Annotated in this window: 28 protein-coding genes; 19 read left to right on the forward strand and 9 right to left on the reverse strand. The window is 45.6% G+C overall.

The genetic code is table 11. The annotated features are described in order from the left end of the window. The first annotated feature begins 62 nt into the window (after positions 1-62). On the forward strand, positions 63-1,583 hold the full coding sequence (gene gltX / locus D0C36_RS13095) for a glutamate--tRNA ligase (RefSeq protein ID WP_117392073.1): 1,521 nt from the start codon (positions 63-65) through the stop codon (positions 1,581-1,583). A gap of 218 nt (positions 1,584-1,801) precedes the next feature. Here gltX and ffh read toward each other — a convergent pair whose 3' ends face one another. After that, positions 1,802-3,130: a signal recognition particle protein gene (gene ffh / locus D0C36_RS13100; RefSeq protein ID WP_117392074.1), complete on the reverse strand. Its 1,329-nt coding sequence runs from the start codon at positions 3,128-3,130 to the stop codon at positions 1,802-1,804. 100 nt (positions 3,131-3,230) lie between these two features. Between ffh and D0C36_RS13105 the strand changes: the two genes are divergently transcribed. From D0C36_RS13105 to D0C36_RS13115, 3 genes are all read left to right on the forward strand, one after another. Continuing rightward, complete coding sequence (locus tag D0C36_RS13105; RefSeq protein WP_117392075.1) at positions 3,231-3,890, forward strand: hypothetical protein; 660 nt, start codon at positions 3,231-3,233, stop codon at positions 3,888-3,890. A gap of 87 nt (positions 3,891-3,977) precedes the next feature. Next, on the forward strand, positions 3,978-5,732 hold the full coding sequence (aspS, locus tag D0C36_RS13110; RefSeq protein ID WP_117392076.1) for an aspartate--tRNA ligase: 1,755 nt from the start codon (positions 3,978-3,980) through the stop codon (positions 5,730-5,732). Positions 5,733-5,752: 20 nt separating this feature from the next. Beyond that, complete coding sequence (locus D0C36_RS13115) at positions 5,753-6,223, forward strand: FKBP-type peptidyl-prolyl cis-trans isomerase (RefSeq protein WP_117392077.1); 471 nt, start codon at positions 5,753-5,755, stop codon at positions 6,221-6,223. Positions 6,224-6,421: 198 nt separating this feature from the next. On the opposite strand, the gene D0C36_RS13120 is transcribed toward D0C36_RS13115, so the two are convergent. Further along, a complete protein-coding gene (locus D0C36_RS13120; protein ID WP_117392078.1) occupies positions 6,422-7,603 on the reverse strand; it encodes a PepSY-associated TM helix domain-containing protein in 1,182 nt (393 codons plus the stop codon). A gap of 283 nt (positions 7,604-7,886) precedes the next feature. On the opposite strand from D0C36_RS13120, the gene D0C36_RS13125 reads away from it, so the two are divergent. Further along, the gene (locus tag D0C36_RS13125; RefSeq protein ID WP_117392079.1) at positions 7,887-8,411 is read left to right on the forward strand and encodes a 5' nucleotidase, NT5C type; all 525 of its coding nucleotides are present in this window, start codon (positions 7,887-7,889) and stop codon (positions 8,409-8,411) included. Here D0C36_RS13125 and ruvC read toward each other — a convergent pair whose 3' ends face one another. Beyond that, complete coding sequence (gene ruvC, locus D0C36_RS13130) at positions 8,412-9,017, reverse strand: crossover junction endodeoxyribonuclease RuvC (RefSeq protein ID WP_117392080.1); 606 nt, start codon at positions 9,015-9,017, stop codon at positions 8,412-8,414. It lies immediately after the preceding gene. A 12-nt stretch (positions 9,018-9,029) separates the two neighbouring features. Beyond that, on the reverse strand, positions 9,030-9,674 hold the full coding sequence (aat, locus tag D0C36_RS13135) for a leucyl/phenylalanyl-tRNA--protein transferase (RefSeq protein ID WP_117392081.1): 645 nt from the start codon (positions 9,672-9,674) through the stop codon (positions 9,030-9,032). 66 nt (positions 9,675-9,740) lie between these two features. Here aat and D0C36_RS13140 point away from each other — a divergent pair, with 66 nt between their 5' ends. Together D0C36_RS13140 and D0C36_RS13145 are read left to right on the forward strand one after the other, a co-directional pair. Continuing rightward, positions 9,741-11,129: a DUF1800 domain-containing protein gene (locus tag D0C36_RS13140; RefSeq protein ID WP_117392082.1), complete on the forward strand. Its 1,389-nt coding sequence runs from the start codon at positions 9,741-9,743 to the stop codon at positions 11,127-11,129. Positions 11,130-11,131: 2 nt separating this feature from the next. Continuing rightward, the gene (locus tag D0C36_RS13145; protein WP_117392083.1) at positions 11,132-12,328 is read left to right on the forward strand and encodes a DUF1501 domain-containing protein; all 1,197 of its coding nucleotides are present in this window, start codon (positions 11,132-11,134) and stop codon (positions 12,326-12,328) included. 195 nt (positions 12,329-12,523) lie between these two features. On the opposite strand, the gene D0C36_RS13150 is transcribed toward D0C36_RS13145, so the two are convergent. Then, entirely contained in the window at positions 12,524-14,182 is a 1,659-nt protein-coding gene (locus D0C36_RS13150) for a glutamine--tRNA ligase/YqeY domain fusion protein (RefSeq protein ID WP_199502017.1), read from the reverse strand. 316 nt (positions 14,183-14,498) lie between these two features. Between D0C36_RS13150 and D0C36_RS13155 the strand changes: the two genes are divergently transcribed. After that, positions 14,499-14,915, forward strand: a complete 417-nt coding sequence (locus tag D0C36_RS13155; protein ID WP_117392084.1) for a cobalamin B12-binding domain-containing protein — start codon at positions 14,499-14,501, stop codon at positions 14,913-14,915. A gap of 17 nt (positions 14,916-14,932) precedes the next feature. After that, positions 14,933-15,715 (forward strand): enoyl-CoA hydratase/isomerase family protein, encoded by a 783-nt coding sequence (locus D0C36_RS13160; protein ID WP_117392085.1) that lies wholly within the window; start codon positions 14,933-14,935, stop codon positions 15,713-15,715. A gap of 92 nt (positions 15,716-15,807) precedes the next feature. Here D0C36_RS13160 and D0C36_RS13165 read toward each other — a convergent pair whose 3' ends face one another. Then, the gene (locus tag D0C36_RS13165; protein WP_117392086.1) at positions 15,808-16,350 is read right to left on the reverse strand and encodes a hypothetical protein; all 543 of its coding nucleotides are present in this window, start codon (positions 16,348-16,350) and stop codon (positions 15,808-15,810) included. Positions 16,351-16,688: 338 nt separating this feature from the next. Here D0C36_RS13165 and D0C36_RS13170 point away from each other — a divergent pair, with 338 nt between their 5' ends. The 9 genes from D0C36_RS13170 (at position 16,689) to D0C36_RS13210 (ending at position 22,635) form a co-directional block, all read left to right on the forward strand. After that, the gene (locus tag D0C36_RS13170) at positions 16,689-17,267 is read left to right on the forward strand and encodes a hypothetical protein (protein WP_117392750.1); all 579 of its coding nucleotides are present in this window, start codon (positions 16,689-16,691) and stop codon (positions 17,265-17,267) included. A 179-nt stretch (positions 17,268-17,446) separates the two neighbouring features. Continuing rightward, positions 17,447-18,880 carry a sigma-54-dependent transcriptional regulator gene (locus D0C36_RS13175; RefSeq protein WP_117392087.1) on the forward strand — a complete coding sequence of 478 codons (1,434 nt, stop codon included), beginning with the start codon at positions 17,447-17,449 and terminating at the stop codon, positions 18,878-18,880. Between the two features lie 2 nt (positions 18,881-18,882). Further along, positions 18,883-19,092: a histidine kinase gene (locus D0C36_RS13180; protein WP_117392088.1), complete on the forward strand. Its 210-nt coding sequence runs from the start codon at positions 18,883-18,885 to the stop codon at positions 19,090-19,092. A 78-nt stretch (positions 19,093-19,170) separates the two neighbouring features. Further along, positions 19,171-20,217 (forward strand): AI-2E family transporter, encoded by a 1,047-nt coding sequence (locus D0C36_RS13185; protein WP_117392089.1) that lies wholly within the window; start codon positions 19,171-19,173, stop codon positions 20,215-20,217. Between the two features lie 70 nt (positions 20,218-20,287). Then, entirely contained in the window at positions 20,288-20,554 is a 267-nt protein-coding gene (locus D0C36_RS13190) for a YtxH domain-containing protein (protein ID WP_117392090.1), read from the forward strand. Between the two features lie 41 nt (positions 20,555-20,595). Continuing rightward, positions 20,596-20,949: a phage holin family protein gene (locus D0C36_RS13195; RefSeq protein ID WP_117392091.1), complete on the forward strand. Its 354-nt coding sequence runs from the start codon at positions 20,596-20,598 to the stop codon at positions 20,947-20,949. A gap of 4 nt (positions 20,950-20,953) precedes the next feature. Continuing rightward, on the forward strand, positions 20,954-21,412 hold the full coding sequence (locus D0C36_RS13200) for a hypothetical protein (RefSeq protein WP_117392092.1): 459 nt from the start codon (positions 20,954-20,956) through the stop codon (positions 21,410-21,412). Between the two features lie 237 nt (positions 21,413-21,649). After that, positions 21,650-22,297 carry a tRNA (guanosine(46)-N7)-methyltransferase TrmB gene (gene trmB, locus D0C36_RS13205; RefSeq protein WP_117392093.1) on the forward strand — a complete coding sequence of 216 codons (648 nt, stop codon included), beginning with the start codon at positions 21,650-21,652 and terminating at the stop codon, positions 22,295-22,297. Between the two features lie 2 nt (positions 22,298-22,299). Then, the gene (locus D0C36_RS13210; RefSeq protein WP_117392094.1) at positions 22,300-22,635 is read left to right on the forward strand and encodes an MGMT family protein; all 336 of its coding nucleotides are present in this window, start codon (positions 22,300-22,302) and stop codon (positions 22,633-22,635) included. On the opposite strand, the gene D0C36_RS13215 is transcribed toward D0C36_RS13210, so the two are convergent. The 3 genes from D0C36_RS13215 to D0C36_RS13225 are packed head-to-tail and all read right to left on the reverse strand — an operon-like array spanning position 22,616 to position 23,784. Next, positions 22,616-22,987 (reverse strand): hypothetical protein, encoded by a 372-nt coding sequence (locus tag D0C36_RS13215; RefSeq protein WP_117392095.1) that lies wholly within the window; start codon positions 22,985-22,987, stop codon positions 22,616-22,618. The two genes, D0C36_RS13210 and D0C36_RS13215, sit on opposite strands and share 20 nt — an antisense overlap. 54 nt (positions 22,988-23,041) lie before the next feature. Next, a complete protein-coding gene (locus D0C36_RS13220; protein ID WP_117392096.1) occupies positions 23,042-23,404 on the reverse strand; it encodes a VOC family protein in 363 nt (120 codons plus the stop codon). Then, on the reverse strand, positions 23,404-23,784 hold the full coding sequence (locus tag D0C36_RS13225; protein ID WP_117392097.1) for a VOC family protein: 381 nt from the start codon (positions 23,782-23,784) through the stop codon (positions 23,404-23,406). The genes D0C36_RS13220 and D0C36_RS13225 overlap by 1 nt, the downstream gene beginning before the upstream one ends. A 134-nt stretch (positions 23,785-23,918) precedes the next feature. Between D0C36_RS13225 and D0C36_RS13230 the strand changes: the two genes are divergently transcribed. Further along, the gene (locus D0C36_RS13230) at positions 23,919-24,272 is read left to right on the forward strand and encodes a carboxymuconolactone decarboxylase family protein (protein WP_117392098.1); all 354 of its coding nucleotides are present in this window, start codon (positions 23,919-23,921) and stop codon (positions 24,270-24,272) included. The last annotated feature ends 46 nt before the right edge of the window (positions 24,273-24,318 follow it).

Genomic DNA, 24,318 nt, shown 5'->3' on the forward strand with positions numbered 1-24,318 from the left:
TTACTATCACATTTAACATCAAAGTTTTGGCTTAGGGCAAATAGGAGTATCTTTGCCACGCAATGTCAGATAAAAAAGTCAGAGTCCGTTTTGCACCGAGCCCTACAGGTGGTTTACACCTTGGCGGCGTGCGTACCGTTTTATTCAATTACCTGTTTGCCAAAAAGCACGGCGGCGATTTTGTGTTACGTATTGAAGATACCGACCAAACCCGCTACGTTGAAGGCGCCGAGCAATACATTATGGATTGCCTTAAATGGTGCGGCCTTATCCCCGATGAAAGCCCTGTTGTAGGCGGCCCTTTTGCGCCATACCGCCAAAGCGAGCGCAAACCGCTTTACCGCGAATACGCCGAGCGCCTGGTTGAGAACGGCCATGCTTATTATGCTTTTGATACATCAGAAGAGCTGGAGCAGAAACGCAAGGACATCCCTAACTTCCAATATGGCCATGCCTACCGCCGGGAAATGCGCAACTCTTTGAGCCTGCCATTACACGAGGTGGAGAAACTATTGCATGACGGCACACCGCATGTGATCCGCATAAAAATGCCGGAGAACGAGACCATTGGTTTCGATGACCTGATACGCGGCCACGTGACTTTTGATAGCAACCTGGTTGATGATAAAGTATTGCTAAAAGCCGATGGTATGCCAACCTATCACCTTGCCGTGGTGGTTGACGATTACCTGATGAAGATAACACACGCTTTCCGTGGCGAAGAATGGTTGCCGAGCGCACCCGTTCACATCTTGCTTTGGAAAGTACTGGGTTGGGAAGCCGATATGCCTGCATGGGCGCACCTACCACTGATACTAAAACCGGATGGCCACGGCAAGCTAAGCAAACGCGATGGCGCACGCCTGGGCTTCCCTGTATATGCCATGAACTGGCAGGATAATAAAACCGGCGAACTAACCCCGGGTTTCCGCGAGTTAGGTTTCCTGCCTGAGGCATTCCTGAACTTACTGGCTATGTTAGGCTGGAACGATGGTACCGACCAGGAGATCTTCTCATTGGATGAACTAATAGAGAAATTCTCTATCGAGCGTATCAGCAAGGCCGGCGCAAAGTTCGATTTTGAAAAAGCCAAATGGTATAACGCCGAGTGGATCAAAAAGTCGGATGCTGAGAGCCTGAAATTAAAAGTTTGGGAGATACTGAAAGCTAAAGGTATCGTGATAAAAGACGAAGCTTACCTGCTTAAAGTGATAGACCTGGTAAAAGAGCGTTGTGTATTGCTTGAGGATTTCTATCAGCAATCAGCCTATTTCTTCCAGCAACCGGCAGAGTACGATCTAAACGCGGTTAAACCAAAATGGACGGATGCTAAAGCCGATTTCTTTAACGCGTTTATCAGCATACTAAGTTCACCTGAGACTTTTGATTCTGCAGAGCTTGAGGCTAAATTTAAAGCCCTTGCGGAAGAAAAAGGTTTAAAAGCAGGCGATGTAATGCTGCCATTCCGCATAATGCTTGTCGGCGGCAAATTTGGCCCGCACGTTTTTGATATAGCCAAACTGCTCGGCGAAAGCGAAACCATCATCAGAATAGAGAAAGCGCTCGAAGCGTTTAATGCATAAAATATATTGTATGTTGCCGGCGCGAGCTTCCAGCTCGTGCCTAAGCATGGTGTCAGCTTTCAGCTGACGGAAGTTGAAAACTTCCCGCATGCCGTGTCACGAGATGCGCTGCGCTAATCTCGCGACGGCAATAAGATTTAACAAGAAAGCCCGAACAACTGTCCGGGCTTTTTAATTGTATCTTCTATTCCCCCTTCAGGGGGTTAGGGGGCTTCGCTTTACATTTTCGGCATCCTGCGCATCATTTGTGCCATGGCTGCAGGGTTGCTCATTTGTTTCATCACTTTGCGCATATCGTCAAACTGCTTCATCAGGCGGTTAACCTCGTTGATATCCGTGCCCGAGCCTTTTGCAATACGCTGGCGGCGGCTCTGGTTTATCAGGTCAGGGTTTTCCTTCTCTTTAGCCGTCATGGATTGGATGATAGCTTCTATGCCTTTAAACGCATCATCGCCCACCTCAACATCTTTCATCATTTTACCAACACCCGGTATCATACCAACAAGATCTTTCATGTTACCCATTTTCTTGATCTGTTGTATCTGCCCGTAGAAATCGTTAAAGTCGAATTTATTCTTGCGGATCTTTTTCTGAAGCTCAGCAGCCTGTTTCTCATCAAATTGTTGTTGCGCGCGCTCTACCAATGATACCACATCGCCCATACCCAGGATACGTGATGCCATACGATCAGGGTGGAAAACATCCAATGCTTCCATCTTCTCGCCTGTACCTATGAATTTGATAGGCTTGTTAACAACAGATTTGATTGATAACGCAGCACCACCGCGGGTATCACCATCCAGCTTGGTTAATACAACACCGGTAAAGTCCAAACGATCGTTGAATACCTTAGCAGTATTCACGGCATCCTGGCCGGTCATTGAATCCACCACGAATAAGATCTCGTGCGGGTTGGTAGCAGCCTTAACGTTCTCAATCTCCACCATCATGGCCTCGTCAATAGCTAAACGGCCGGCGGTATCAATGATGACTACGTTGTTACCATTCTGTTTGGCCTGCGCAATACCTTCTTTGGCAATAGCCACAGGGTCGTTGCTTTCTCGGTTGGCATAAACCGGGATACCTATCTGCTGGCCCAATACTTCCAGCTGGTCTATCGCCGCAGGGCGGTAAACGTCATCGGCAACCAGTAAAGGCTTTTTGCTTTTTTGCGTTTTAAGGAAGTGGGCCAGTTTACCGGTAAAAGTAGTTTTACCCGCACCGTTCAAACCTGCTATCAGGATAATGGTTGGCGATGCTTTCAAATCAAGCTCAGATGTGGTGCCACCCATTAAAGCGGTGAGCTCATCGTTCATCAGCTTGGTAAGCAACTGGCCCGGCGAAATAGTAGTTAATACATTCTCGCCCATTGCTTTTTGCCTTACATCATCTGTAAATGTTTTGGCAGTTTTATAGTTTACGTCGGCATCCAGAAGGGCTTTGCGTATCTCCTTCATGGTTTCGGCCACGTTAATTTCTGTTATTGATCCCTGGCCCTTCAGTACCTTAAAGGCCCTGTCCAGTTTATCCGAAAGATTTTCAAACATTATATATTCCTAATTTTTGAGGATACAAAGGTAAGATTTTAAGGCAATTCGGGTTAATTTGATTGCTATTTATTATGTTTAACAAACCGATCTTATCTAAATGAATAATCCCGAAATAAGTATAACAGGCGGCGGTAACATAGGCAACGTAAGAATGTCGGGCCCGTTCATGAAGCTCATAGTAAGTAAAGATAAACTGGAGCTAAGGGCTTCCATAATGGGGAGATATGTATTTCTGCCTTCAGATGTTATCTCTGTAACGCCTGCCGGTATAGGCGGCGGGGTGCGTATTAACCATACGGTAGGCCAATACAACAAAGAGATCATATTCCGCTCATTAGGTTCAGATGTTATTGCGCAGATAGCTTCCACCGGATTTTTAAATAATATGGAAGCTGCAAGCCCCCAGCTTAAAGCCGAAGTGGAGATAGCGCGCCAAAGCACCGGTTTTGCCATTAAAACATCTGCAGCCATTGCCTTTGTGGTTATCTGGAATTTATTCTTTTTGTATGACCAGCGGGGGCTGCTCAGCGGCGGCGGTATAGTTATCGGCGGCATTGGCACACGTTCTGCACTGGGCTTTGCTGCTGTGTTTGCACTGTTAATGCTGTTTGTAGAGCCGTTTCAAATATTGGTGTTAAAGCCTGGGCGCGATGCTAAGGACCTGCGCTTTTTTATGTTCTTTCTGCTTTTTGTCAGCGTTGCTATTTTTATCGGGATGTCCGCTATGCCGGGTGCCGCACAGACCCTGCATAAATAAGCATTAATAATTATCGGCAAGCTTTTACCTTAATGCTTTAACCTTTAACCTCAAAACAGTACTTTTGCGGGATTTACAAATAACGCTATGCTAAGAACACACACTTGCGGACAATTACATATTGCCAACTTGGGCGAAACCGTTACGCTTTGCGGATGGGTGCAAAAATCACGTGACCTGGGCGGCACCACGTTTATTGACGTGCGCGACCGTTATGGTTTAACCCAGCTGGTTTTTAACACCGAAACAGACGAGAAACTGCGTGAGGCAGGCCGTGATCTTGGTCGCGAGTTTGTGATAAAAGTTACCGGTAAGGTTTTAGAGCGCTCTAACAAGAACCTTAAAATACCTACCGGCGAAATTGAGATAGCTGTTACCGAGCTTGAGGTTTTAAACGCGGCTAAAATTCCGCCTTTCCTGATAGAAGATGAGACCGACGGCGGCGAAGAGCTACGTGCCAAATACCGTTACCTCGACTTACGCCGTAACCCTATCCGTAACAACCTGGTTATGCGCAGTAAAATGGCGCAGGAAGTACGCAAGTACCTTTCAGATCTTGATTTCATTGAGGTAGAAACCCCGGTGCTGATCAAATCGACACCTGAGGGTGCACGCGACTTTGTGGTACCAAGCCGCACAAACCCCGGCGAGTTTTACGCCCTGCCACAATCGCCGCAAACCTTTAAGCAATTACTGATGGTAAGCGGCTTTGACCGTTATTTCCAGATCGTAAAATGTTTTAGGGATGAAGACTTACGTGCTGATCGCCAGCCTGAGTTTACCCAGATAGATTGTGAGCTATCATTTGTAACCCAAGAAGATATCCTGAACATATTTGAAGGCCTTACCCGCCATTTGTTCCGCACGGTAAAAGGTGTTGAGCTGGATAGTTTCCCTCGCATGCAATATGCTGATGCAGCCCGTTTATACGGTTCTGATAAACCTGATACCCGCTTTGGGATGCAGTTTGTTGAACTGAATGATATTGTAAAAGGCAAAGGCTTTGGAGTGTTTGATAACGCTGAGCTTGTTGTAGGTATCAACGCAAAAGGATGCGCTGCTTATACCCGAAAGCAATTAGATGAACTTACCGACTTTGTAAAACGCCCGCAAATTGGCGCTACAGGCTTGATATACGCCCGCCATAATGATGACGGCACCATCAAATCATCGGTTGATAAATTCTTTAACGAAGAAGAACTGGCTAAATGGTCTGCTGCTTTTGAAACAGAAAAAGGCGATCTGATCCTGATACTTGCCGGCCCTACTGATAAAGTACGTAAGCAATTGAATGAGCTTCGCCTTGAGATGGGCGGCCGTTTGGGTTTACGCGATAAAAATAAATTCTCGCCACTTTGGGTTATTGATTTCCCGCTGTTAGAGTGGGATGAGGAAAGTGAGCGTTACCACGCTATGCACCACCCGTTCACTTCGCCAAAACCAGAGGATATTGCCCTGTTGGATACCAAACCTGGCGAAGTACGTGCTAATGCGTATGACCTTGTGATCAACGGTACCGAAATTGGCGGTGGCTCTATCCGTATCCATGATCGTGAACTGCAATCGCTGATGTTTAAGCACCTTGGTTTCTCTAAGGAAGAAGCGCAAAAGCAATTCGGCTTTTTGATGGATGCTTTTGAGTACGGTGCCCCGCCGCATGGTGGTATCGCATTTGGTTTTGACAGGCTGGCATCGATCTTTGCAGGCTTAGATTCTATCCGCGATGTAATTGCGTTCCCTAAGAACAACTCGGGCCGCGATATCATGATAGATTCACCTTCAACCATTGCTGATGCACAAATGACCGAATTAAAAATCAAGTCTACTGTATCACCAGCGTAGTTTGCTGCGTTAATCATTACATGAAAAAACACTTACTGATATTAACCCTGCTGGTGGCTGTATTTGCCTCGTGCTCTAAAGACAAAGATAATTTTGATCCTGCTGCGCAGGCGGTAAAAGATGAAGCTGCCATACAAGCTTACTTGCAGGCAAACCCGAACATAACGGCAACTAAAGACGCTAACGGTGTTTATTACCAGGTAATAACAGAGGGCAATGGTGCAGCAATTACGCCCACTAATACGCTTACGGTAAACTATATTGGCAAGCTATTAAACGGCTCGCAGTTTGATACCGGCGCAGCATTCACTTTCTCAATGTCAGGAAACGTGATACCTGGTTGGAAACTCGGCTTGCTGCACGCCAAAGAAGATAGCCGCATATTGCTTATCATCCCATCTGCATTAGCTTATGGCAACAGGTCTCCCGGTGCAGGCATTCCGGCCAATTCGGTGCTTGTATTTACGGTTGATGTTACGGACGTGAGATAAAAAGCTTTGAGATAATACAAAAGCCGGTAGTTGAATAGCTACCGGCTTTTTTGTGGGCCTCTCTCCAAACCCCTCTCCAAGGGCGAGAGGCTTAAAGTAATTTATAAGATTGTCATTTAGAGCGAGCATCATCATCCCCTGTAAGTAGTGGATTGCCACGTCGCTGGCGCTCCTCGCAATGACGCGTGTTTTGGGCTACTACACCCCGGCCTGCAATTGCCTCTTATGGGTTTTATGATGCACTGCTTTGCGGGTTTTACTGCCTTTAGATTTTGATTTATTGCGTTTACCCAGCCAGATGATAAAGCCTGTAACAGGCAAACTTGCGCATATTAAACTGGCCAAAAAAGCGATGATCTTTGTAGTGAGGCCGCCTATCTGCCCAACATGGATATCGTAATTCATCTCGTTGAGTTTAAGGCCGGGGCTTTTCTTTTCAATAGCATAGGTTTTTAAAAGCTTGCCATTGTACTTATCAAACTCGTATCCGCTGGCACCTGCATAACGCAGAGTTTTAGGGTAGGCACCCACACCTATAGCACCGGATACTGCCGGATCGTTATGGATCAAAAACATCTGCGCATTTGGCGATTGCTGCCTGGCATGCGCAAGAGCTATATCAATAACCGGTTGTTTAGCCAGGCCGCTGCGCTTAAGCGAGTCTGATTTGGGTTCGCTCACTTCATCCTCATATTTAATGTTGCGGCCTACGTTGGCAATATTATAAATGCCTTTGCTTACCGGTTCAAAAGCAATAGCAAGCCCTGTGATGCTCAGTATCAAGGCGATGGAAGTGGCGTAAAAACCAAGCACATTATGCAGGTCATAGTTAACACGGCGCCAGCGACCACCCCACTTAACGGTGAAGCTGCGTTTGCGGTCGCTTTTGCGTTTTGGCCACCACAACACCAGGCCGGTTACCATGATCACCATAAAAATAATAACCGATATGCCTACTACCCACTGGCCAATAGCAGGCGGCAGCAGCAGGTACAGGTGTATGTACTCAACCACCACAAAAAAGTTGCTCTGCAGGTCTTCCTCATAGGTTATCTGCCCGCTGTAAGGGTTCATGTAAATGCTGTGGAAGCCATCGTTACCCATGGTGGTGAGGGCCATGGCGGGCCTGTCTTTACCGTAATAGTATATAAAACTGGCATCGGCCTTAGGGTATTTATTTTTTACGATAGTTACCAGCTGCGACGGCTGTATGTAAGGCTTATCCTGTACCTCAACTTTGCGGTGCGCGTGTATGGCATCCTGAATCTCGTCTTGAAAGCAGTAGATACATCCCGTAATGCTCACTATAAAAACAATTATCCCGCTGATAAAGCCCAGCCAGCGGTGACAAAACAGGATAACTTTTTTAAAAGGCGTCATTCAGATATATTAAGACTAATTATAAATAACGTCAAAAATACATTGGATAGCTGTTATATCCAAATTATTAATGGATTAGGGATACGAAGGAGCTTCGATCTAAACCTCGTCATTGCGAGCGTAGCGTGGCAATCCCCTACTTACAGGGCGGCTCTGCCTATCGGGGATTGCCACGTCGCCTTCGGCTTCCTCGCAATGAAGCACGGAGGGCAAGGTTTAAGAATCTGCCTCAAAATTACCCCCGCTTAATAATTTCCTAACCACATTAGGATATATTTGAAACATGAAACGAATAGCTATTGACATGGACGATGTGGTGGCGGATGCCCAGGCCCGGTTTGGCGAATGGTACATCCGCGATTACGCCATCGAATTTACACCCGAACAACTGTACTCTGCCCGTATCGAAGACCTGATTAAGCCCGAGCACAACGGCTGCATCCGCGAGTACGTTTTTCATGATGATTTTTTTAAAGACCTGCCCGTTATAGCCGGAGCAAAAGAAGTAATTGCCGATCTGCACAAACAGTACGAGATCTTCTTTACTACCGCTGCTATGGAGTTCCCTAACTCACTGCTGCCAAAACTGGCCTGGCTGGGTGAACATTTCCCATACATCACCTGGAAAAATATTGTTTTCTGTGGCGATAAAAGCATCATCAACGCCGATTACATGATCGATGATAACGTACGCAATTTTAATGGCTTTATTGGTAAAGGTATATTGTTTACCGCGGCACACAACCACAAAACCGAGTGGGATACACGTGTAAACAACTGGCAGGAAGTACGCGCAATGTTGCTGTAATTATTTGGCAGCACCTTTTACTACGCGGTCGGCATTGTCTTTTATAAAAGTATCCCAGCCCGAGTAGCTCTTTTTGCTTTTACTCTTGGCTGCGCCTTTTGGTGCCTTGGTGATTATTTTTTGGAAAGAGTGGCATACCGCTACGGCAAGGCCGTCGGTAGCATCCAGAAAGTCGGGCGTTTCGGTAAACTTAAGCAGGTTTTGCAACATGGCAGATACCTGCTCTTTGGTGGCGCTGCCATTACCGGTGATGGATTGCTTTATCTTACGCGGAGAGTACTCAGTTACATCCATACTGCGCGATAGCGCCGCAGCCATGCATATACCCTGTGCACGCCCAAGCTTCAGCATCACTTGTATGTTTTTGCCGTAGAACGGGGCTTCAATGGCAAGGCAATCGGGTTTATAATTATCTATAAGGGCAACCGTTTTTTCAAAGATGCGTTGCAATTTAAGCATGTGGTCATCAAGCTTATCAAGCTTTATTACACCCATGCTTATCAGTTCCATCTTGTTACCCTTTTCCAGTATCAACCCGTAGCCCATTACGGCGGTGCCGGGGTCAATGCCCAATATCACACGTTCTTTTACGTTAGCCTGCTCCATCTGTGTACAAAGCTAAGCTTTAGAAGCGTTATTATGCAGTATGCTTATATAATCCTCGCGCGGAATCATACGTGCGCCAAGGCTCTCTAAATGCTCGGTATAAACCTGGCAATCTATTAAGCCGTAATTGGTATTCGTACAAAGCCATATCAGGGCAGTCTTTGAGGCATTGCTTACCTTGCTGAACATGCTCTCGCCGCAAAATACGTTGCCGGCGTGTACACCGTAGAGGCCGCCAACCAACGCATCTCCCTGCCAAACTTCAACAGAATGTGCAAAGCCCAGTTTATGCAGCCCGGTGTAAGCTGCTTTCATATCTGTGGTTATCCATGTGCCATTTTGGCCTTCGCGGGGCGCGGCAGAGCAATGTTCTATCACCTGTTCAAAAGCTTCATCAAAGGTTACTTTAAAAGTATCTGAACGTAATACCTTGCGCATTGATTTTGATACCTGCAACTCCCCGGGGAAAAGCACAAAACGCTCATGCGGCGAGTACCACAATATAGGATCATCATCGCTAAACCAAGGGAAGATGCCGTTACTGTAGGCCAGCAACAAACGCTCTGCCGAGAGGTCGCCGCCTACAGCAAGCAGGCCATCCTCTTCGGCCAGTGCCGGATCAGGAAAAAGCAAACGTTCATCAAGCCTGAAAATCATCAGGGCAAAGGTATTGCATTTTCTTATCGGTTAAACCAATTAACATCAGCTTTGTCTTATTTAACAATGAGCGAGTTAGAGAAAATAAAGCATTTATATGCCAGGGCAGGCTTTGGCTTAAATGCAGATAAACTGGCCGTTTACCAAAGGCTGTCGGTTAAACAGGCAGTGGATGAGTTATTTCGGTCATCGGCCACGTCGCAGTCGCTTGCCCTGGTCACAGAGAATGTTAACTATAAGATGGCTGATAAAGCCGACAAGGCAGATACGCTTACGCGTAAAATGTTTATGAAGCAGCAGCGCCAGTTAGAGCGCGACCTGAACATTGCCTGGATCAACCAGATGAGCAGTACTGAGTCGCAGTTGCGCGAGAAAATGGCCCTGTTTTGGCATAATCATTTTGCCTGCCGCACGCAAAACCCATGGTATGCTCAACAGCTTAACAATATACAACGCGATAATGCCTTGGGCAATTTTAAGACCCTACTGATGCAGGTTTCGCAGTCGCCGGCCATGTTGCAGTTTTTGAACAACCAACAAAACAAGAAAGGCCACCCAAATGAGAATTTTGCCCGCGAGCTGATGGAGCTTTTTACCATTGGCCGTGGAAATTATACCGAGCAGGATATCAAAGAATCGGCCCGCAGCTTTACCGGTTGGGGCTTTAATAACCGTGGCGAGTTTGTTACCCGCGCCCAACAGCATGACGATGGCAGTAAAACCTTTATGGGCCAAACCGGCAATTTTAAGGGCGAGGACATCATCAATATACTCCTGCAGAAAAAGCAGACCGCTACCTTCCTTTGCACCAAACTATACCGCTACCTGGTAAATGATGTGCCCGATAAAACGCACGTTGCTGCCATGGCCGATGTATTGTACAAAGGCAATTACGAGATAAGTCCGTTATTAAAATTTGTGTTTACTGCTGATTGGTTTTACGCGCCTGCCAATACCGGCAACCTCATTAAATCGCCGGTCGACCTGATCGTAGGCCTTAACCGCCAGTTTTATATTACCTACAATAACCCCGATGTGATGATGCAGTTTCAACGCGCTTTGGGGCAGGTATTATTTTATCCGCCAAACGTGGCCGGCTGGCCGGGGGGCAAAAACTGGATAGACAGCTCATCGCTGATGGTGAGGCTGAAGATACCTTCAACTGTGCTGAACGATGGCGTAATAGATTTCCACGGCAAAGCCGACCCAGAGGACGAAGCGTTTTTAGCGGCCATGCCTAACCGCAAGCCGCAGGCTAAAACGCAGGCCCAAACCATTGCCGATTGGGATAAGTTCCTTGCCGGTATTCCTAAAGGGACCACGAAAGAACAGATAGCTGATATGCTGCTTTCCCCCGCCATTACCAATAGTTTAAAAGCTGTTATCACACAATCGGCTGATGTTAAATCGATGGTGGTTGAACTGGTATCAACCCCCGAATATCAATTGTGCTAACCATGAAAAGACGCGATTTTTTAAAGAACAGTGCGCTGGCATCCGGTGCGTTTCTTATACCATCTTTCCTGAAACCCTTTGAGGCCATGGCTTCAAACGAGCTGAGCGGGTTTAAAAACCTGGTGATCATTCAGCTATCTGGCGGTAACGACGGCTTGAATACCATTGTGCCTTACGGCAACGATATCTATTACCAAAAACGTAATACCATTGCCATACAACCCACCGAACTGGTTAAGCTGAATGATATGCAGGCACTTAACCCCAATCTCTCGGCACTAAAAGAACTTTATGACCAGGGTTGGATGAGCATTATCAATTCGGTAGGCTACCCCAATCCCGATAGGTCGCATTTCCGTTCTATGGATATTTGGCAAACGGGCAGCTCATCAGACCAGTTTTTAACCACTGGTTGGATTGGCCGTTACCTTGATGCCAACTGCGCCGTTAACAAAGACCCATACACTGCCGTTGAGGTTGATGATACCCTGTCATTAGCCATGAAGGGTGCCAAAATGAAAGGTATTGCTGTACAAAATCCGGCCAAGCTTTATAAAAACACCCGCGAGCCATTCTTTAAAGAACTGGTAGATGAACACGACGCGCATTTGAATGAGGATAACCTGGGCTATTTGTACAAAACCATGATAGAGACCTACTCATCGGCCAATTATATACAGCAAACCTCGAAAACATACAACACCACTGCACAGTACCCGCAAACAGCTTTTGCCGGTCAGTTGAAAAGTGTGGCGAAGTTCATCAACTCGGGTTTAAAAACGAGAGTTTACTATGTATCGCTAAGCGGTTTTGATACGCATACTACACAGTTAAACCAACAGGGCCGCCAGTTGAAAATTTATGGCGATGCCGTGGCAGCGTTTGTTAAAGACCTGAAACAAACCGGCAAGCTTGATGATACCCTGGTGATGACCTTCTCAGAATTCGGCCGTCGCGTTGAGCAAAACGCCAGCAACGGCACCGACCACGGCACAGCCAACAATGTAATGCTGTTTGGCGGCAAGCTTAAAAAACAAGGCATCTACAACAATGCCCCCAATCTGGCCCAACTGGATAACGGCGACCTGAAATATGAGATCGATTTCAGGAATGTGTACGCCACATTATTGGATAAATGGCTTAATGTAAATAACAGCAGCGTATTGAATAGTGGGTTTAAGGGGTTGGATTTTGTGTAAAAAAAGCTGTCATTTCGAGTGAGCAGAGGGTAGGCCCAAAAGCGTGGGAGCGACGAGAAATCTTCTACGTGTGATTGGCTACGTAAGTGCTGCGCGTAGAAGATTTCTCCTCGCTGCCGCTTGTTCGAAATGACAGGGTGGAATATAAAAAAGCCCCGATTGAATATCAATCGGGGCTTTCATTTATCAACTGAATTATTTCTTCACCCAGCCATCTTTAAGCGTAACGGTGCGGTTAAACACCAGCTTACCGGCAGTTGAGTTTTTATCGAGTGTAAAGTAACCCTTGCGGATAAACTGCACAGGTTTGCCGGCAACCGCATTAGCCAGATCGGGCTCTATATAAACCTTATCTAATATCTGCAGGCTGTTAGGGTTAATGTAATCCTTAAAGTCACCGTCCTCGTTGCTTGGGTCTTCTACCTGGAACAGGCGATCATACATGCGCACTTCGGCTTCTTTGGCGTGTTCGGTGCTTATCCAGTGGATGGTACCTTTCACGTTGATGCCGCTGGTATCGCTGCCGCTTTTTGATTCGGGGATGTAGGTACAGTGTATCTCGGTGATGTTGCCATCAGCATCTTTCACAACGCTTTCGCCTTTTATGATGTAGGCATTTTTTAAACGCACCATGGTGCCAATACCCAGGCGGAAGTATTTCTTAGGCGGAACTTCCATAAAGTCTTCGCGCTCTATCCAAAGCTCTTTACCAAATGGTATCTCACGGCTGCCATCACCACCTTCAACTTCGGGGTTGTTCTCTCCATGTAGTATCTCGGTTTGGCCTTCAGCATAGTTGTCAATCACCAGTTTAACCGGATCAAGCACTGCCATACGGCGCCATGCAGTTTTGTTCAGATCCTCGCGGATACAAAACTCCAGCAAACCAACATCTATCATATTCTCGCGTTTGGCTACACCAATACGCTCACAAAACTCGCGGATACTGGCCGGTGTATAACCACGGCGGCGCAAACCACTGATAGTCGGCATACGCGGGTCGTCCCAACCATCAACAAAACCATCCTCAACCAGTTGCAGCAGCTTGCGCTTGCTCATCACGGTATAGTTCAAATTAAGGCGTGCAAATTCGTACTGCTTGCTCGGGAAGATCTCAAGTTCTTTTATAAACAGATCATACAGCGCACGGTGCGGCACAAACTCCAGCGTACAAATACTGTGGGTTATCTCCTCAATAGCATCGCTTTGGCCGTGGGCAAAATCATACATTGGGTAAATGCACCATTTATCGCCTGTGCGGTGGTGGTGCGCGTGTTTAATGCGATACATCAATGGGTCGCGCAACAGCATATTAGGCGATGCCAGATCAATCTTTGCACGCAGTACCTTTGCGCCATCAGGATACTTACCATCCTTCATATCGGCAAACAGTTGCAGGTTTTCTTCCACGCTGCGGTTGCGGTATTGGTTGCCTTTGCCCGGCTCGGTTGGTGTACCTTTTTGGGCGGCAATTTCTTCGGCTGTGCTGTCGTCAACATAAGCTAAACCTTTTTGGATCAGCAGAACAGCGAAATCATACAGGTTATCAAAATAGTCTGATGCGTAAAGCTCGTTAGCCCATTCAAAGCCCAGCCATTTCACATCTTCCTTAATGCTGTCAACGTATTCCACATCCTCTTTAACAGGGTTGGTATCGTCAAAACGCAGGTTGGTTTGTCCGTTATATTTTTTGGCTAAGCCAAAGTTAAGGCAGATAGATTTTGCGTGCCCGATATGCAAATAGCCATTAGGCTCGGGCGGGAAACGCGTTAAAACACGGCCGCCGTTTTTACCGGCTGCCAAATCCTCTTCAACAATTTCCTCTATAAAGTTAAGTGATCTTTCTTCGCTCATGATGTTGGTAACAGGGTGCAAAAGTACGTATATATGAGCTGTTATCGCAAAAAATTGCGGTGGAATGGAAAAATCTTTCACTTGAATACCAATTGATTATCTGTTCGGCGAAAAATTTTGCGAATAATTTTGCGAATAATTATTCGCAAAATCTACGCGGCAACACCGTTCTCACGAAATCGTCATTGCGAGCGTTAGCGTGGCAATCCCCGACTTACAGAGCGGTTCTGCATATCGGGGATTGCCACGTCGCTGTCGCTCCTCGCAATGACGCCATAGAGAAAATTTCCTACATTTACCAAAACCAATCATCGCTATGAGCCAGTTTAACCGACCCATACGTGTGTTAGTTGCCAAGGTTGGCCTTGACGGGCATGACCGTGGCGCGCGCATTATTGCTACATCGCTGCGCGATGCCGGTATGGAAGTAATATACACCGGCCTGCGCCAAACGCCCGAAATGGTGGTGAATACGGCCTTGCAAGAGGATGTTGATGCTATCGGTATCAGCATACTATCAGGCGCGCACATGACGGTTTTTCCAAAAGTTTTGGCCCTAATAAAAGAAAAACAGATGGACGACGTTTTGCTTACAGGCGGGGGCATCATCCCGGCTGATGATATGGCCGAACTGAAACAAATGGGTGTGGGCGAACTCTTCCCGCCGGGTACCAGCACCCAGGATATTGTAAAATACATTACCGATTGGGTGCACACCCACCGTAATTTCTAAAAACGAATACTAATACCATGGAATTTGAGCACATTACCGTTGAAACCACCGGTCGCATCCGTTATATTACTATAGACCGTGAAAAGAAGCTGAACGCTTTAAACCGTTTTACCCTTGCCGAACTGTACGATGCATTTACTAAAGCCTTTGCCGACCCTGCCGTTGGCGGTATTATACTTACCGGTAAAGGTGTAAAAGCCTTTGTGGCCGGTGCCGATATTGTAGAGTTTGAAGGCCTTGGTTACGAAGGCGGTAAAGAGATTGCCCAACGCGGGCAAACCACCGTTTTTGATTTGATAGCCAACGGGCCTAAGCCGGTTATTGCGGCTGTTAATGGTTTTGCTTTAGGCGGCGGACTGGAACTGGCCATGGCCTGCCACATCCGCGTAGCGTCTGATAATGCCAAAATGGGCCTGCCAGAAGTTACTCTGGGTTTAATACCCGGATACGGTGGCACCCAGCGCCTTACCCAACTGGTTGGCCGTGGCAAAGCCCTTGAAATGATCATGACGGCAGATATGCTTACTGCAGCCGATGCTTTACAGATAGGCTTGGTGAACCATGTTGTTTCTCTGGATGACCTGCTGCTAAAAGCCGAAGAGATCATGAACAAGATCCTCACCCGCTCGCCGCTGGCTGTAGCAGCAGCAATACGCGCCGTAAATGCCGGCCTTGCAGATAGCACCACCGGTTACACTACCGAGATAGAAGAGTTTGGCAAATGCTTCGGCACGCCCGATTTTGTTGAGGGTGTATCAGCGTTCTTAGAAAAACGCCCGCCAAATTTTACAGGGAAATAAGAGATACCAATTATTGTAGAGACGCGATACTTCGCGTCTTTTTTGCTTTATATGTGTCTCCACACTTCGTAATCACGCAGTTTAAAGAAATCCTAATAATGCCCCGCATTAAGTCTCCGCCGTTGGAAGGCTGTTATTGCATTACCTATGGCGTTAATGATACCGCCAACTAACAAGCCTTTCAGCAGCAAAAACCACAAGTAGGTGTAAAGTTGATCTACAAGCTCTTCTGTCTTGATCCCATAATTGTAAACAACGCAAAACTCAACAAACCAACCAATATGCATGAGAACCGACATAGCCAGCAACATATATTTATTGCGACCGGCCTTTTTGAACAGCAATGACAGCGGAAATATCGTATTAGGTATTATTGTCAGATAAAACATATATACATCCGGGCCATTGACCTCATCAAAAAGATCAGATATACCTTTAGGATCAAATAAGTCTGATACGTATCTGCCAATGTTTAACACTGCATACGAAATCATTACCCATCTCATAATTTCCAGAGTATTGCGTATATCAGTTTTGAAAAGCTTACCGGCAATAATCACAGATAGGATGCTTATGAATAGCCCCCTTATAAAAAGATCATTTATAAAGCTGATAAGGACGTGATAAGATTCCATGATCTAAAATTAATCAGAATTTTCCGGAAAAGAACCTTTATCAGGCCTGCTTAAAAATGCATTAAGATAATATTAACTCGTGTTAGATAAATGTTAATTCGATCGCTTTTGCGTCAACCACACTTTAAGCCATAAACTTGCCGAAACCTGCTTTTTCATCTCAATTTCACCGTTTTCTGACACTGGTTTGACTAATTAACATTGAAAGTCAAAATTAAAATGTTGTTAATCAAACGATTGAATAATCGTGACAATAGGATGAAAAATCGAATACTATTTGGTGCTTTACTTTGCCCCGTGCTTAAGAGAAACAGCACATACTTAAATTTAATATGATCATGAAAAGTACATTAAAAATCGCAGCATTAGTTTTAGCATTCGCAGGTTTATCATACTCTGCTAAAGCTCAAACAACCCCAACCACTACTTCTACTACTACAACTACAAACAGCGGTATACGCTACAGCATTGGTGTTGAAACAGGTATCCCTATCGGTGATTTCAAAGATTTCCACAAATGGAACCTTGGTGGTTCGGTACAGGCAGACATTCCTGTTGCTCAGCAATTGTTCGTAACAGTTAATGCTGGTTTCAACAACTTCTTTGGTAAAACCATTGCAGGTGTTGATGTTCCAAACATTCAATTGATCCCGGTTAAAGCTGGTCTTAAATTCTTCCCTGTACAAAACTTCTATGTACAAGGTGAAGCTGGTGCAGCGTTCTTGTTAAACAAAGATGTTTACAATGATAAATCAACTGCGTTTGTATGGGCTCCTCAAGTTGGTGTTCAATTCCCGGTTAGCGCAAGCGGTAACTTCATTGATGCAGGTATCCGTTACGAATCAACCAGCAACTTTGTAAGCAACGTAAACAGCAAAGCTCAATTCCTGGGCCTGCGTTTAGCTTACGGTTTCTAAGCAAAGTATAATCCTATAAAAACAACAACAATTGAAAAAGGGAGACTTTAACAGTCTCCCTTTTTTTGTTTAACGTCAAATTTTCCCTATAATTAACTAATTAAGAATAATTCTAATAACTTAGCCAATGTTTGTATCTTAATGCAAGCAATCACATTTACCGGTCCAGTTAGTACTATATGAAGAAAATACTCATCATAGACGATGAAGTGAACGTAGGGTTATTACTCTCAAAATTTTTAACCCGTAACGGCTTCGAAGTAAGTACCGCCGCCAATGGCAGCGCGGGGATGGAATGCCTTAAAAAAGAAGAGTACGACCTGGTGTTGTGCGATTTCAGGCTTGAGGATACCGATGGGCGCGAAATGCTGAAGAGCATTAAATCGCTTTACCCAAAAACCGGTGTAATTATTATAACCGGCTACTCTGATATTAAGATGGCCGTTGAACTGATAAAGATGGGCGCGTATGATTATATCACCAAGCCCCTTTATCCTGATGAGATCCTGATCACCATTACTAAGGCCATTGAAACCCAGTATGCCTTACAGGAAAGTGCACCTGCAGATTATACCAATCAGGCCAAGCCGGCTACCCCTAAAGAAATTAAGAAGCAGGTTTTAACCGGCGAATTTGTGGTGGGTACCAGCAAGGCGTCAAAAGACCTTTACAGGCAAATTGAGCTGGTAGCACCAACTAATTACAGCGTTATCATATTAGGCGAAAGCGGCACCGGTAAAGAATCGGTTGCTAAAAGCATACACATGAACAGCCACCGCGCCAACCAGCCCTTTGTGGCTATGGACTGCGGATCGTTAACCAAAGAGCTGGCTGCAAGTGAGTTTTTCGGGCATGAGAAAGGCTCGTTCACCGGTGCGTTATACACCAAGATAGGCCATTTTGAAATGGCTAACGGTGGCACCCTTTTCCTTGATGAGGTGGGTAACCTGTCGTACGAGATACAGGCCGCTTTGCTGCGTACCGTACAGGAGCGCAAGGTGAAACGTATAGGCAGCACCAAAGAGATTGATCTGGATGTGCGCATCATCATTGCTACCAACGAGAACCTGCAGGAAGGCATCAACAAAGGCCGTTTCCGCGAGGATCTTTACCATCGCTTTAATGAGTTCAGCATATTTATGCCGCCATTGCGCGATAGGGGTAACGATATCATGATGCTGGCCGAGCACTTTTTGAAAGTAGCCAACCAGGAGCTTGACCGTAACGTGAGCAGTTTCTCGCCCGATGTGGTGGAGTGTTTTATGAACTACCGCTGGCAGGGTAACATCCGCGAGTTGAAGAACGTGGTACGCCGTGCTACCTTGCTTACCGAGGGTAACGAGATAGCCATGAAAACCCTTCCGCTGGAGATCTCTAACTACCGTGTGTCGGGGTTGGAAGCAAGCTCATCGGCATCGGCATCATCAACATCCGGCGCAGCCGAAACAAAGGACACTAAACACGACCTTAAAAATGCCGCCCTTGGCGCCGAGCACGAAACCATTTTACGTGTGCTGCGCGAGGTGAATTTTAACAAGACCAAAGCTGCCGAGATCTTAAACATCGACCGCAAAACGCTTTACAATAAGATGAAGGCCATTAACCTGAAATAATTATGGCAGGCCAAGAGCGACAGGATCCGGAGCAGGATGAAGAGTTTTTAAGGCTAAGGCATGATATCCGCAACCAGCTATCAAACATACAACTGGCATTGGCCGGCCTGGAGTTTGAATGCAGCAGCGCCGAAGAAGATCTGGCACTTTACATCAGCAGCATAGCCGAGTCTGCAAAGAAGATAGATAAGCTGCTGGGCGAGTACAAATAAATTACCACAAAGCGCTAAACTTTTTGGCGCTTTTTTGTTTTATAGCAAACACATAAAGCTTTACGGGGATACGGGGGCATGTCCATTTTTAACTATAAACAGCGTAACAATATTATACTGGTAAGCATAATTGTGCTTGGTTGCTTCCTGCTATATGCGCTTAGCGAGCTATTTAGTTCTATCCTTGGCGCTATTGTGCTATTCACCATCTTCCGCCCGTTTTTTTTGTGGATGGTGGAGCGGCGCAAGTTTAACCGCGCACTGGCAGCAACAATTATCATTGTACTATCGCTGGTGGTTATCGTTATTCCTTTCCTGTCCATCAGTATCATGGTTATTGGTAAAATAGCCAGCATAAACCGCGATACCATCCCCATTGATAAGTGGACACAAAAAATAGATGCCTTTACCGCTGCCAATATCGGCCAGCCTAATTTTGCAGAGAACACCCTGCAAAAACTTGGTGCCTACGCAGCCGATCTTTTCCCATCGTTACTAAGCAGTGCAGCCAACATTGTACTTACCTTATTGGTGATGTACTTTTTGCTGTACTTTATGTTTGTACAAATGCGCGAGTTTGAAATAGGTTTGCTTAAATACGCACCGTTCCGCGAACAGCATGCCTTAAAATTTGCTACCGAGCTGCGCAACTCAACCTACTCAAACGTTTTGGGGCAAGGCATTATAGCCCTTGTGCAAGGCGCGTTGCTGGCCAACGGATTCTGGCTTGCCAAGATCCCCGATCCCATTTTCTGGGGTATTATAGGCGCCTTTATTTCGTTTTTACCGGTAGTTGGTGCTCCCACGTTATGTATACCTGCGTCTATCATCTTATATGCCAATGGCGATAAGTGGCAGGGCGTAGCTTTACTGCTGTACGGCATATTGTTTATCGGCAATGTAGATAATGTGTTGCGATTGATCATCAACAGGCGTATAGGCAATACGCACCCTATTATTACCGTTATCGGGGTATTTATAGGCTTGCCCTTATTTGGTATACTTGGGTTGGTTTTTGGGCCTGTATTATTATCATATTTCCTATTATTGTTAGAGATATATGAAACTAACCGCCTTGCAGCCGACAGACTGGAGCGCATACGTACCGGGCCCGATATACCTTAAAAATTGCCCCATAAAGGCATTTATTTAATAATTAATAAAACAAATATTCAACTTAAAAATTTATACAATTATGAACGATAACACAAAAGTGGCTATTGCCCTGCTTGCCGGATTAGCGGCGGGTGCTGCATTAGGAATTTTATTTGCCCCAGATAAAGGTTCTGAAACCCGCGATAAACTGTCGGAATCATTAGCCAACCTTGGCGACTCTATTAAGGAAACTGCTGCTGCTGAAATTGACAAACTTGTTGGTTTAAAAGACAAAGTAGTTGATAACATTAAAACTAAAGTACGCGGCGCTGAAGAAGAATATCAGGACGACCTGGAACACGCATAATTAACCCCTTTGGCCTTGCCAACAGGAGCTAAACATCAACCATGGAACCAGAAAAAGAAAAAGAACAACAAGAACCGGTACGCCCTATAATTGACCAATTAAAGGAGTATGCCGAAACCCGTTTAAAACTCATTAAATACGAAGTAATAGAGCGCAGCACATCTGTGGTGGCCGATATTATTACCGATATAGTAGTTATTACTTTATGGGTGCTTGCCTTCTTATTCTTTAGTTTTACCCTTGCATTATGGCTGGGAGAATTACTCCATTCCTACTGGAAAGGCTTTGGTTGCGTAACCGCGTTTTACGCCCTGTTAGCATTTGTAATTTTAGCGGCCAAGCGCACATTTCAGCGTCCGCTTATTAACATCATGATAAGGAAGCTATTTAAATAAGCGCATGGAAACACCAGTTAGAAATATACACGAATTACAGGTTGAGATAGCCCGTTTAAAAAACCTGGAAACACACCAGTCGGTAGCGTTAAAGGCCCGCTTTGCAGGCCCTTCGGCTATTTTCTCAACCGTATTATCCATCTTCCCCGGCTCATCAACTGTGGATGGCATAAAAAATGCAGGGTTCTTTAAACAGGATTTTCTTGGGTTGCTGTCGCGTTTTGTATTACCATTTACGCTAAACAAAACCGTGTTTAAGCATTCTAACTTTTTAGTGAAAACTGCCGTTGGTTTGTTATCGCAAAAAGCATCAGAATACATCAGCGAAGATGCCGTAACCGGCGTTTGGGGTAAAGCAAAAAACCTGTTCAACGGGTTATTTAATAAAAAGAAGAAAGACAAAGCCGAAGTAACTGTAGTTGCCGAGGTAAAACCGGTGCCGGGCAACATCCAGGCATCATAGAACGATATCTAAAACCATGGTCACTGTTGCGAAACACGACCTGAGAGGGATAGGCGCATTGCGTTTATCCTTTTCGCTTTTTATCCCCCACGTCATTGCGAGGTACGAAGCAATCTCTTTGAGCAAATCAAAAATGCATGTCGTTAACTGTCCTAAAGAGATTGCTTCGTACCTCGCAATGACGCGCAGAGATCAAGATTAATCCGTTTTCCCAAAATTCCTTATTTTTGCATCCTCATGGGAAAAGATAAGTTAAGGCGCTTTGCCGAAATTGAAACGTTTGATAACGTAATACAGCTTGAGGCCGGGCAGCCATATAAAGGCAAGTGGGCACCGGACTTTTTTAAGAACCAAAACCCTGTAGTGCTTGAGCTGGCCTGCGGCAAAGGCGAATACACCGTTAACCTTGCCCGCATGTTCCCCGAGAAGAATTTTATAGGGATAGATTACAAAGGTAACCGTATATGGCGCGGTGCTAAAACTGCGATTGAGGATGGCGTGCCAAATGTGGGTTTCCTGCGGATACAAATAGAGAACCTGCTTGACTATTTTGCTCCCGGTGAAGTAGACGAGATCTGGATCACCTTCCCAGACCCGCAGCCGCAACTGAGCCGCGAGAAGAAACGTTTAACCTCGCCCCGTTTCCTGGATAAATACAAAGAACTGCTGAAACCGGGCGGCTTTGTTAACCTTAAAACAGATAATGACGGCCTGCATGCCTACACTGCAGAAAAGATAGAAGAGCTGGGCCTGAAGCTGGCTGTGCGTACCGAAGACCTTTATCATTCGCCGTATGCTGATGAGGTACTTTCTATCAAAACCTATTACGAAAAGAAATACCTGGCGCACAGCAAAAACATCAACTATCTCAAATTCTCATTTTAACCATGGCGCAGGACTACAACTTTTTCGATAACGTATATGATGTGGTCCGCCAGGTGCCTGCGGGGCGGGTAACTTCTTATGGGGCCATTGCTGCCTATTTGGGCGCAAAACGTTCGTCAAGGGTTGTGGGTTATGCTATGCAGGTGGCGGGTACGGCCAATCCACCGGTACCGGCGCACAGGGTAGTGAACAGGCAGGGTTTGCTAACCGGCAAATTTCATTTTGGCGGCAACACCATGCAGCAGCTTCTGGAAAATGAAGGGGTACAGGTTGAAGAAAACCAGGTGCAAAACTTCAAAGAGATCTTCTGGGATCCTGCTATAGAATTGGCGCTTTAATGCCATCGCGGTCTTTATTGTAATCAGAAAAAACCACAATAATAAACCAGAATATTCCAAGGCCTGTATAATAACCTTTAGCGCGTTCATCATATTGCAAAACGGTAAATGCCGCAACCACCATACCCACACTAAGGGCTAACTCAATAACACCATGCAATTTTAAAGGTATTGCCCTAAACATGCCATAACTATAATTGGTAATTATAGTAAGCAGCATTTGCACAACGGCTATAGTATACACCTGTGAACTCGTCTCGCTCGTCATGCTGAAGACAACCGGCGACAGGAACAGGAAAATTACAAGCATATAATCAATAATACCGTGCAGTTTTGGAGAAATAAGCTTCATAGCGTGAGTTTTGCGAAGATATGCGCATAAATCAGGCCAAGCAGTTCTGCTTATTCACACAAGTTGTAATAACTCCATACGGTTGCCAAACGGGTCTATAAAGGCAAAGCGCCTGCGCCCGGGGATAACCGGCTCTTCAACTATCTCAACACCATTATTTTCCAGGTGACGGCGGGCGGCATCCACATCGGCAACCTCAAAAGCCGTATGCCTTATGGTACGTGGCAAGGCGGGTTCAACGCCTATATGCAGCTGCACATTACCTATATTAAACCAGTAACCGGCAGATGAAAACAAATGATCAGGGCGATCTATCAACTCGAGCCCTAAAACATCGGCATAAAATGCTTTTGCTTCTTCCAGCCTTTCGGGCGGTACACAAACGTGGAAATGATCAAGGCGTTTAAACGTGACCATTATGCTTCGTGTTCGGCAAAGGTTAATACGTAGTTATTGTTATCCAGGATAGAAAATTCGGTAGCGCCGTAAAAGGTTTTCTCCAGGCCTTTCAATACGGTCACCTTATCCTTTACGGCATCAAAAAATCCTTGTATATCTTTTAGATTGATATAGAGTAACAGTGAGCCGCCATCGGCACGATTGATCTGCGGCAGTTCTTCGGCCAGGCTTTCAAAGGTCTGGAACATGATGGTAACACTGCCGTTGGTCATCATAGCCCAAACCAGGTTATCGCCATCTTCTGGCACAGTCATCACCGCATTAAAGCCTAAAATTTTATAGAACTCAACAGTAGCAGTAATATCGTTGACAAAGATGTTGGGAGATAATGATTCCATGGCGTTTTTAATTGTGCAGTAAATTTATGATTTACCCAACCGCTACCAAATAAACATTTATAATTTCGTAAGCTTATTTGAGAGATGAGCACATTCACTAACTCACTAATTCTAACATCAACTCATTACAAAACATGGGACAACTGATAAACGATTTTGAAGCCTATCGTACCAAAATGAACGACAGGATAATGGAAACCGCCAACACCAACATCAAACGCTTTTTTGCGCTGGATACCACCACCTATGCTGATGGTGCACTGGACGTGAAGACCAAAGAGATGCTGGGGCTTGTGGCCTCGATGGTTCTCCGTTGCGACGATTGTATCAAATACCACCTTGGCAAATGCCACGAGGCCGGCGTAAAGCACGATGAAATGAACGAGGTATTTATGATAGCTAACCTGGTTGGCGGCTCTATCGTGATACCGCATTATCGCAGGGCGGTTGAGTATTGGGATGAGCTAAGTCTTGAGTCCAAAGTCTGAAGTCGATAGTAATAAGTCAGCATTTTTTATATTTAGGAAATCTAAA

It is taken from the genome of Mucilaginibacter conchicola, from assembly GCF_003432115.1.
GTDB lineage: Bacteria > Bacteroidota > Bacteroidia > Sphingobacteriales > Sphingobacteriaceae > Mucilaginibacter > Mucilaginibacter conchicola.

What these genes read in the sequence shown, in the direction of transcription:
- aat (WP_117392081.1), bottom strand. Translation starts at nt 9,674, where the DNA reads ATGATTTTCAGGCTTGATGAACGTTTGCTTTTTCCTGATCCGGCACTG.
- D0C36_RS13230 (WP_117392098.1), top strand. Translation starts at nt 23,919, where the DNA reads ATGGGACAACTGATAAACGATTTTGAAGCCTATCGTACCAAAATGAAC.
- ruvC (WP_117392080.1), bottom strand. Translation starts at nt 9,017, where the DNA reads ATGGAGCAGGCTAACGTAAAAGAACGTGTGATATTGGGCATTGACCCC.
- D0C36_RS13155 (WP_117392084.1), top strand. Translation starts at nt 14,499, where the DNA reads ATGAGCCAGTTTAACCGACCCATACGTGTGTTAGTTGCCAAGGTTGGC.
- D0C36_RS13160 (WP_117392085.1), top strand. Translation starts at nt 14,933, where the DNA reads ATGGAATTTGAGCACATTACCGTTGAAACCACCGGTCGCATCCGTTAT.
- D0C36_RS13225 (WP_117392097.1), bottom strand. Translation starts at nt 23,784, where the DNA reads ATGGAATCATTATCTCCCAACATCTTTGTCAACGATATTACTGCTACT.
- D0C36_RS13195 (WP_117392091.1), top strand. Translation starts at nt 20,596, where the DNA reads ATGGAACCAGAAAAAGAAAAAGAACAACAAGAACCGGTACGCCCTATA.
- D0C36_RS13145 (WP_117392083.1), top strand. Translation starts at nt 11,132, where the DNA reads ATGAAAAGACGCGATTTTTTAAAGAACAGTGCGCTGGCATCCGGTGCG.
- D0C36_RS13210 (WP_117392094.1), top strand. Translation starts at nt 22,300, where the DNA reads ATGGCGCAGGACTACAACTTTTTCGATAACGTATATGATGTGGTCCGC.
- gltX (WP_117392073.1), top strand. Translation starts at nt 63, where the DNA reads ATGTCAGATAAAAAAGTCAGAGTCCGTTTTGCACCGAGCCCTACAGGT.
- D0C36_RS13170 (WP_117392750.1), top strand. Translation starts at nt 16,689, where the DNA reads ATGAAAAGTACATTAAAAATCGCAGCATTAGTTTTAGCATTCGCAGGT.
- aspS (WP_117392076.1), top strand. Translation starts at nt 3,978, where the DNA reads ATGCTAAGAACACACACTTGCGGACAATTACATATTGCCAACTTGGGC.
- D0C36_RS13115 (WP_117392077.1), top strand. Translation starts at nt 5,753, where the DNA reads ATGAAAAAACACTTACTGATATTAACCCTGCTGGTGGCTGTATTTGCC.
- D0C36_RS13140 (WP_117392082.1), top strand. Translation starts at nt 9,741, where the DNA reads ATGAGCGAGTTAGAGAAAATAAAGCATTTATATGCCAGGGCAGGCTTT.
- D0C36_RS13220 (WP_117392096.1), bottom strand. Translation starts at nt 23,404, where the DNA reads ATGGTCACGTTTAAACGCCTTGATCATTTCCACGTTTGTGTACCGCCC.
- D0C36_RS13120 (WP_117392078.1), bottom strand. Translation starts at nt 7,603, where the DNA reads ATGACGCCTTTTAAAAAAGTTATCCTGTTTTGTCACCGCTGGCTGGGC.
- D0C36_RS13190 (WP_117392090.1), top strand. Translation starts at nt 20,288, where the DNA reads ATGAACGATAACACAAAAGTGGCTATTGCCCTGCTTGCCGGATTAGCG.
- D0C36_RS13125 (WP_117392079.1), top strand. Translation starts at nt 7,887, where the DNA reads ATGAAACGAATAGCTATTGACATGGACGATGTGGTGGCGGATGCCCAG.
- D0C36_RS13150 (WP_199502017.1), bottom strand. Translation starts at nt 14,182, where the DNA reads ATGAGCGAAGAAAGATCACTTAACTTTATAGAGGAAATTGTTGAAGAG.
- D0C36_RS13175 (WP_117392087.1), top strand. Translation starts at nt 17,447, where the DNA reads ATGAAGAAAATACTCATCATAGACGATGAAGTGAACGTAGGGTTATTA.
- trmB (WP_117392093.1), top strand. Translation starts at nt 21,650, where the DNA reads ATGGGAAAAGATAAGTTAAGGCGCTTTGCCGAAATTGAAACGTTTGAT.
- D0C36_RS13165 (WP_117392086.1), bottom strand. Translation starts at nt 16,350, where the DNA reads ATGGAATCTTATCACGTCCTTATCAGCTTTATAAATGATCTTTTTATA.
- D0C36_RS13185 (WP_117392089.1), top strand. Translation starts at nt 19,171, where the DNA reads ATGTCCATTTTTAACTATAAACAGCGTAACAATATTATACTGGTAAGC.
- D0C36_RS13180 (WP_117392088.1), top strand. Translation starts at nt 18,883, where the DNA reads ATGGCAGGCCAAGAGCGACAGGATCCGGAGCAGGATGAAGAGTTTTTA.
- D0C36_RS13200 (WP_117392092.1), top strand. Translation starts at nt 20,954, where the DNA reads ATGGAAACACCAGTTAGAAATATACACGAATTACAGGTTGAGATAGCC.
- D0C36_RS13215 (WP_117392095.1), bottom strand. Translation starts at nt 22,987, where the DNA reads ATGAAGCTTATTTCTCCAAAACTGCACGGTATTATTGATTATATGCTT.
- D0C36_RS13105 (WP_117392075.1), top strand. Translation starts at nt 3,231, where the DNA reads ATGAATAATCCCGAAATAAGTATAACAGGCGGCGGTAACATAGGCAAC.
- ffh (WP_117392074.1), bottom strand. Translation starts at nt 3,130, where the DNA reads ATGTTTGAAAATCTTTCGGATAAACTGGACAGGGCCTTTAAGGTACTG.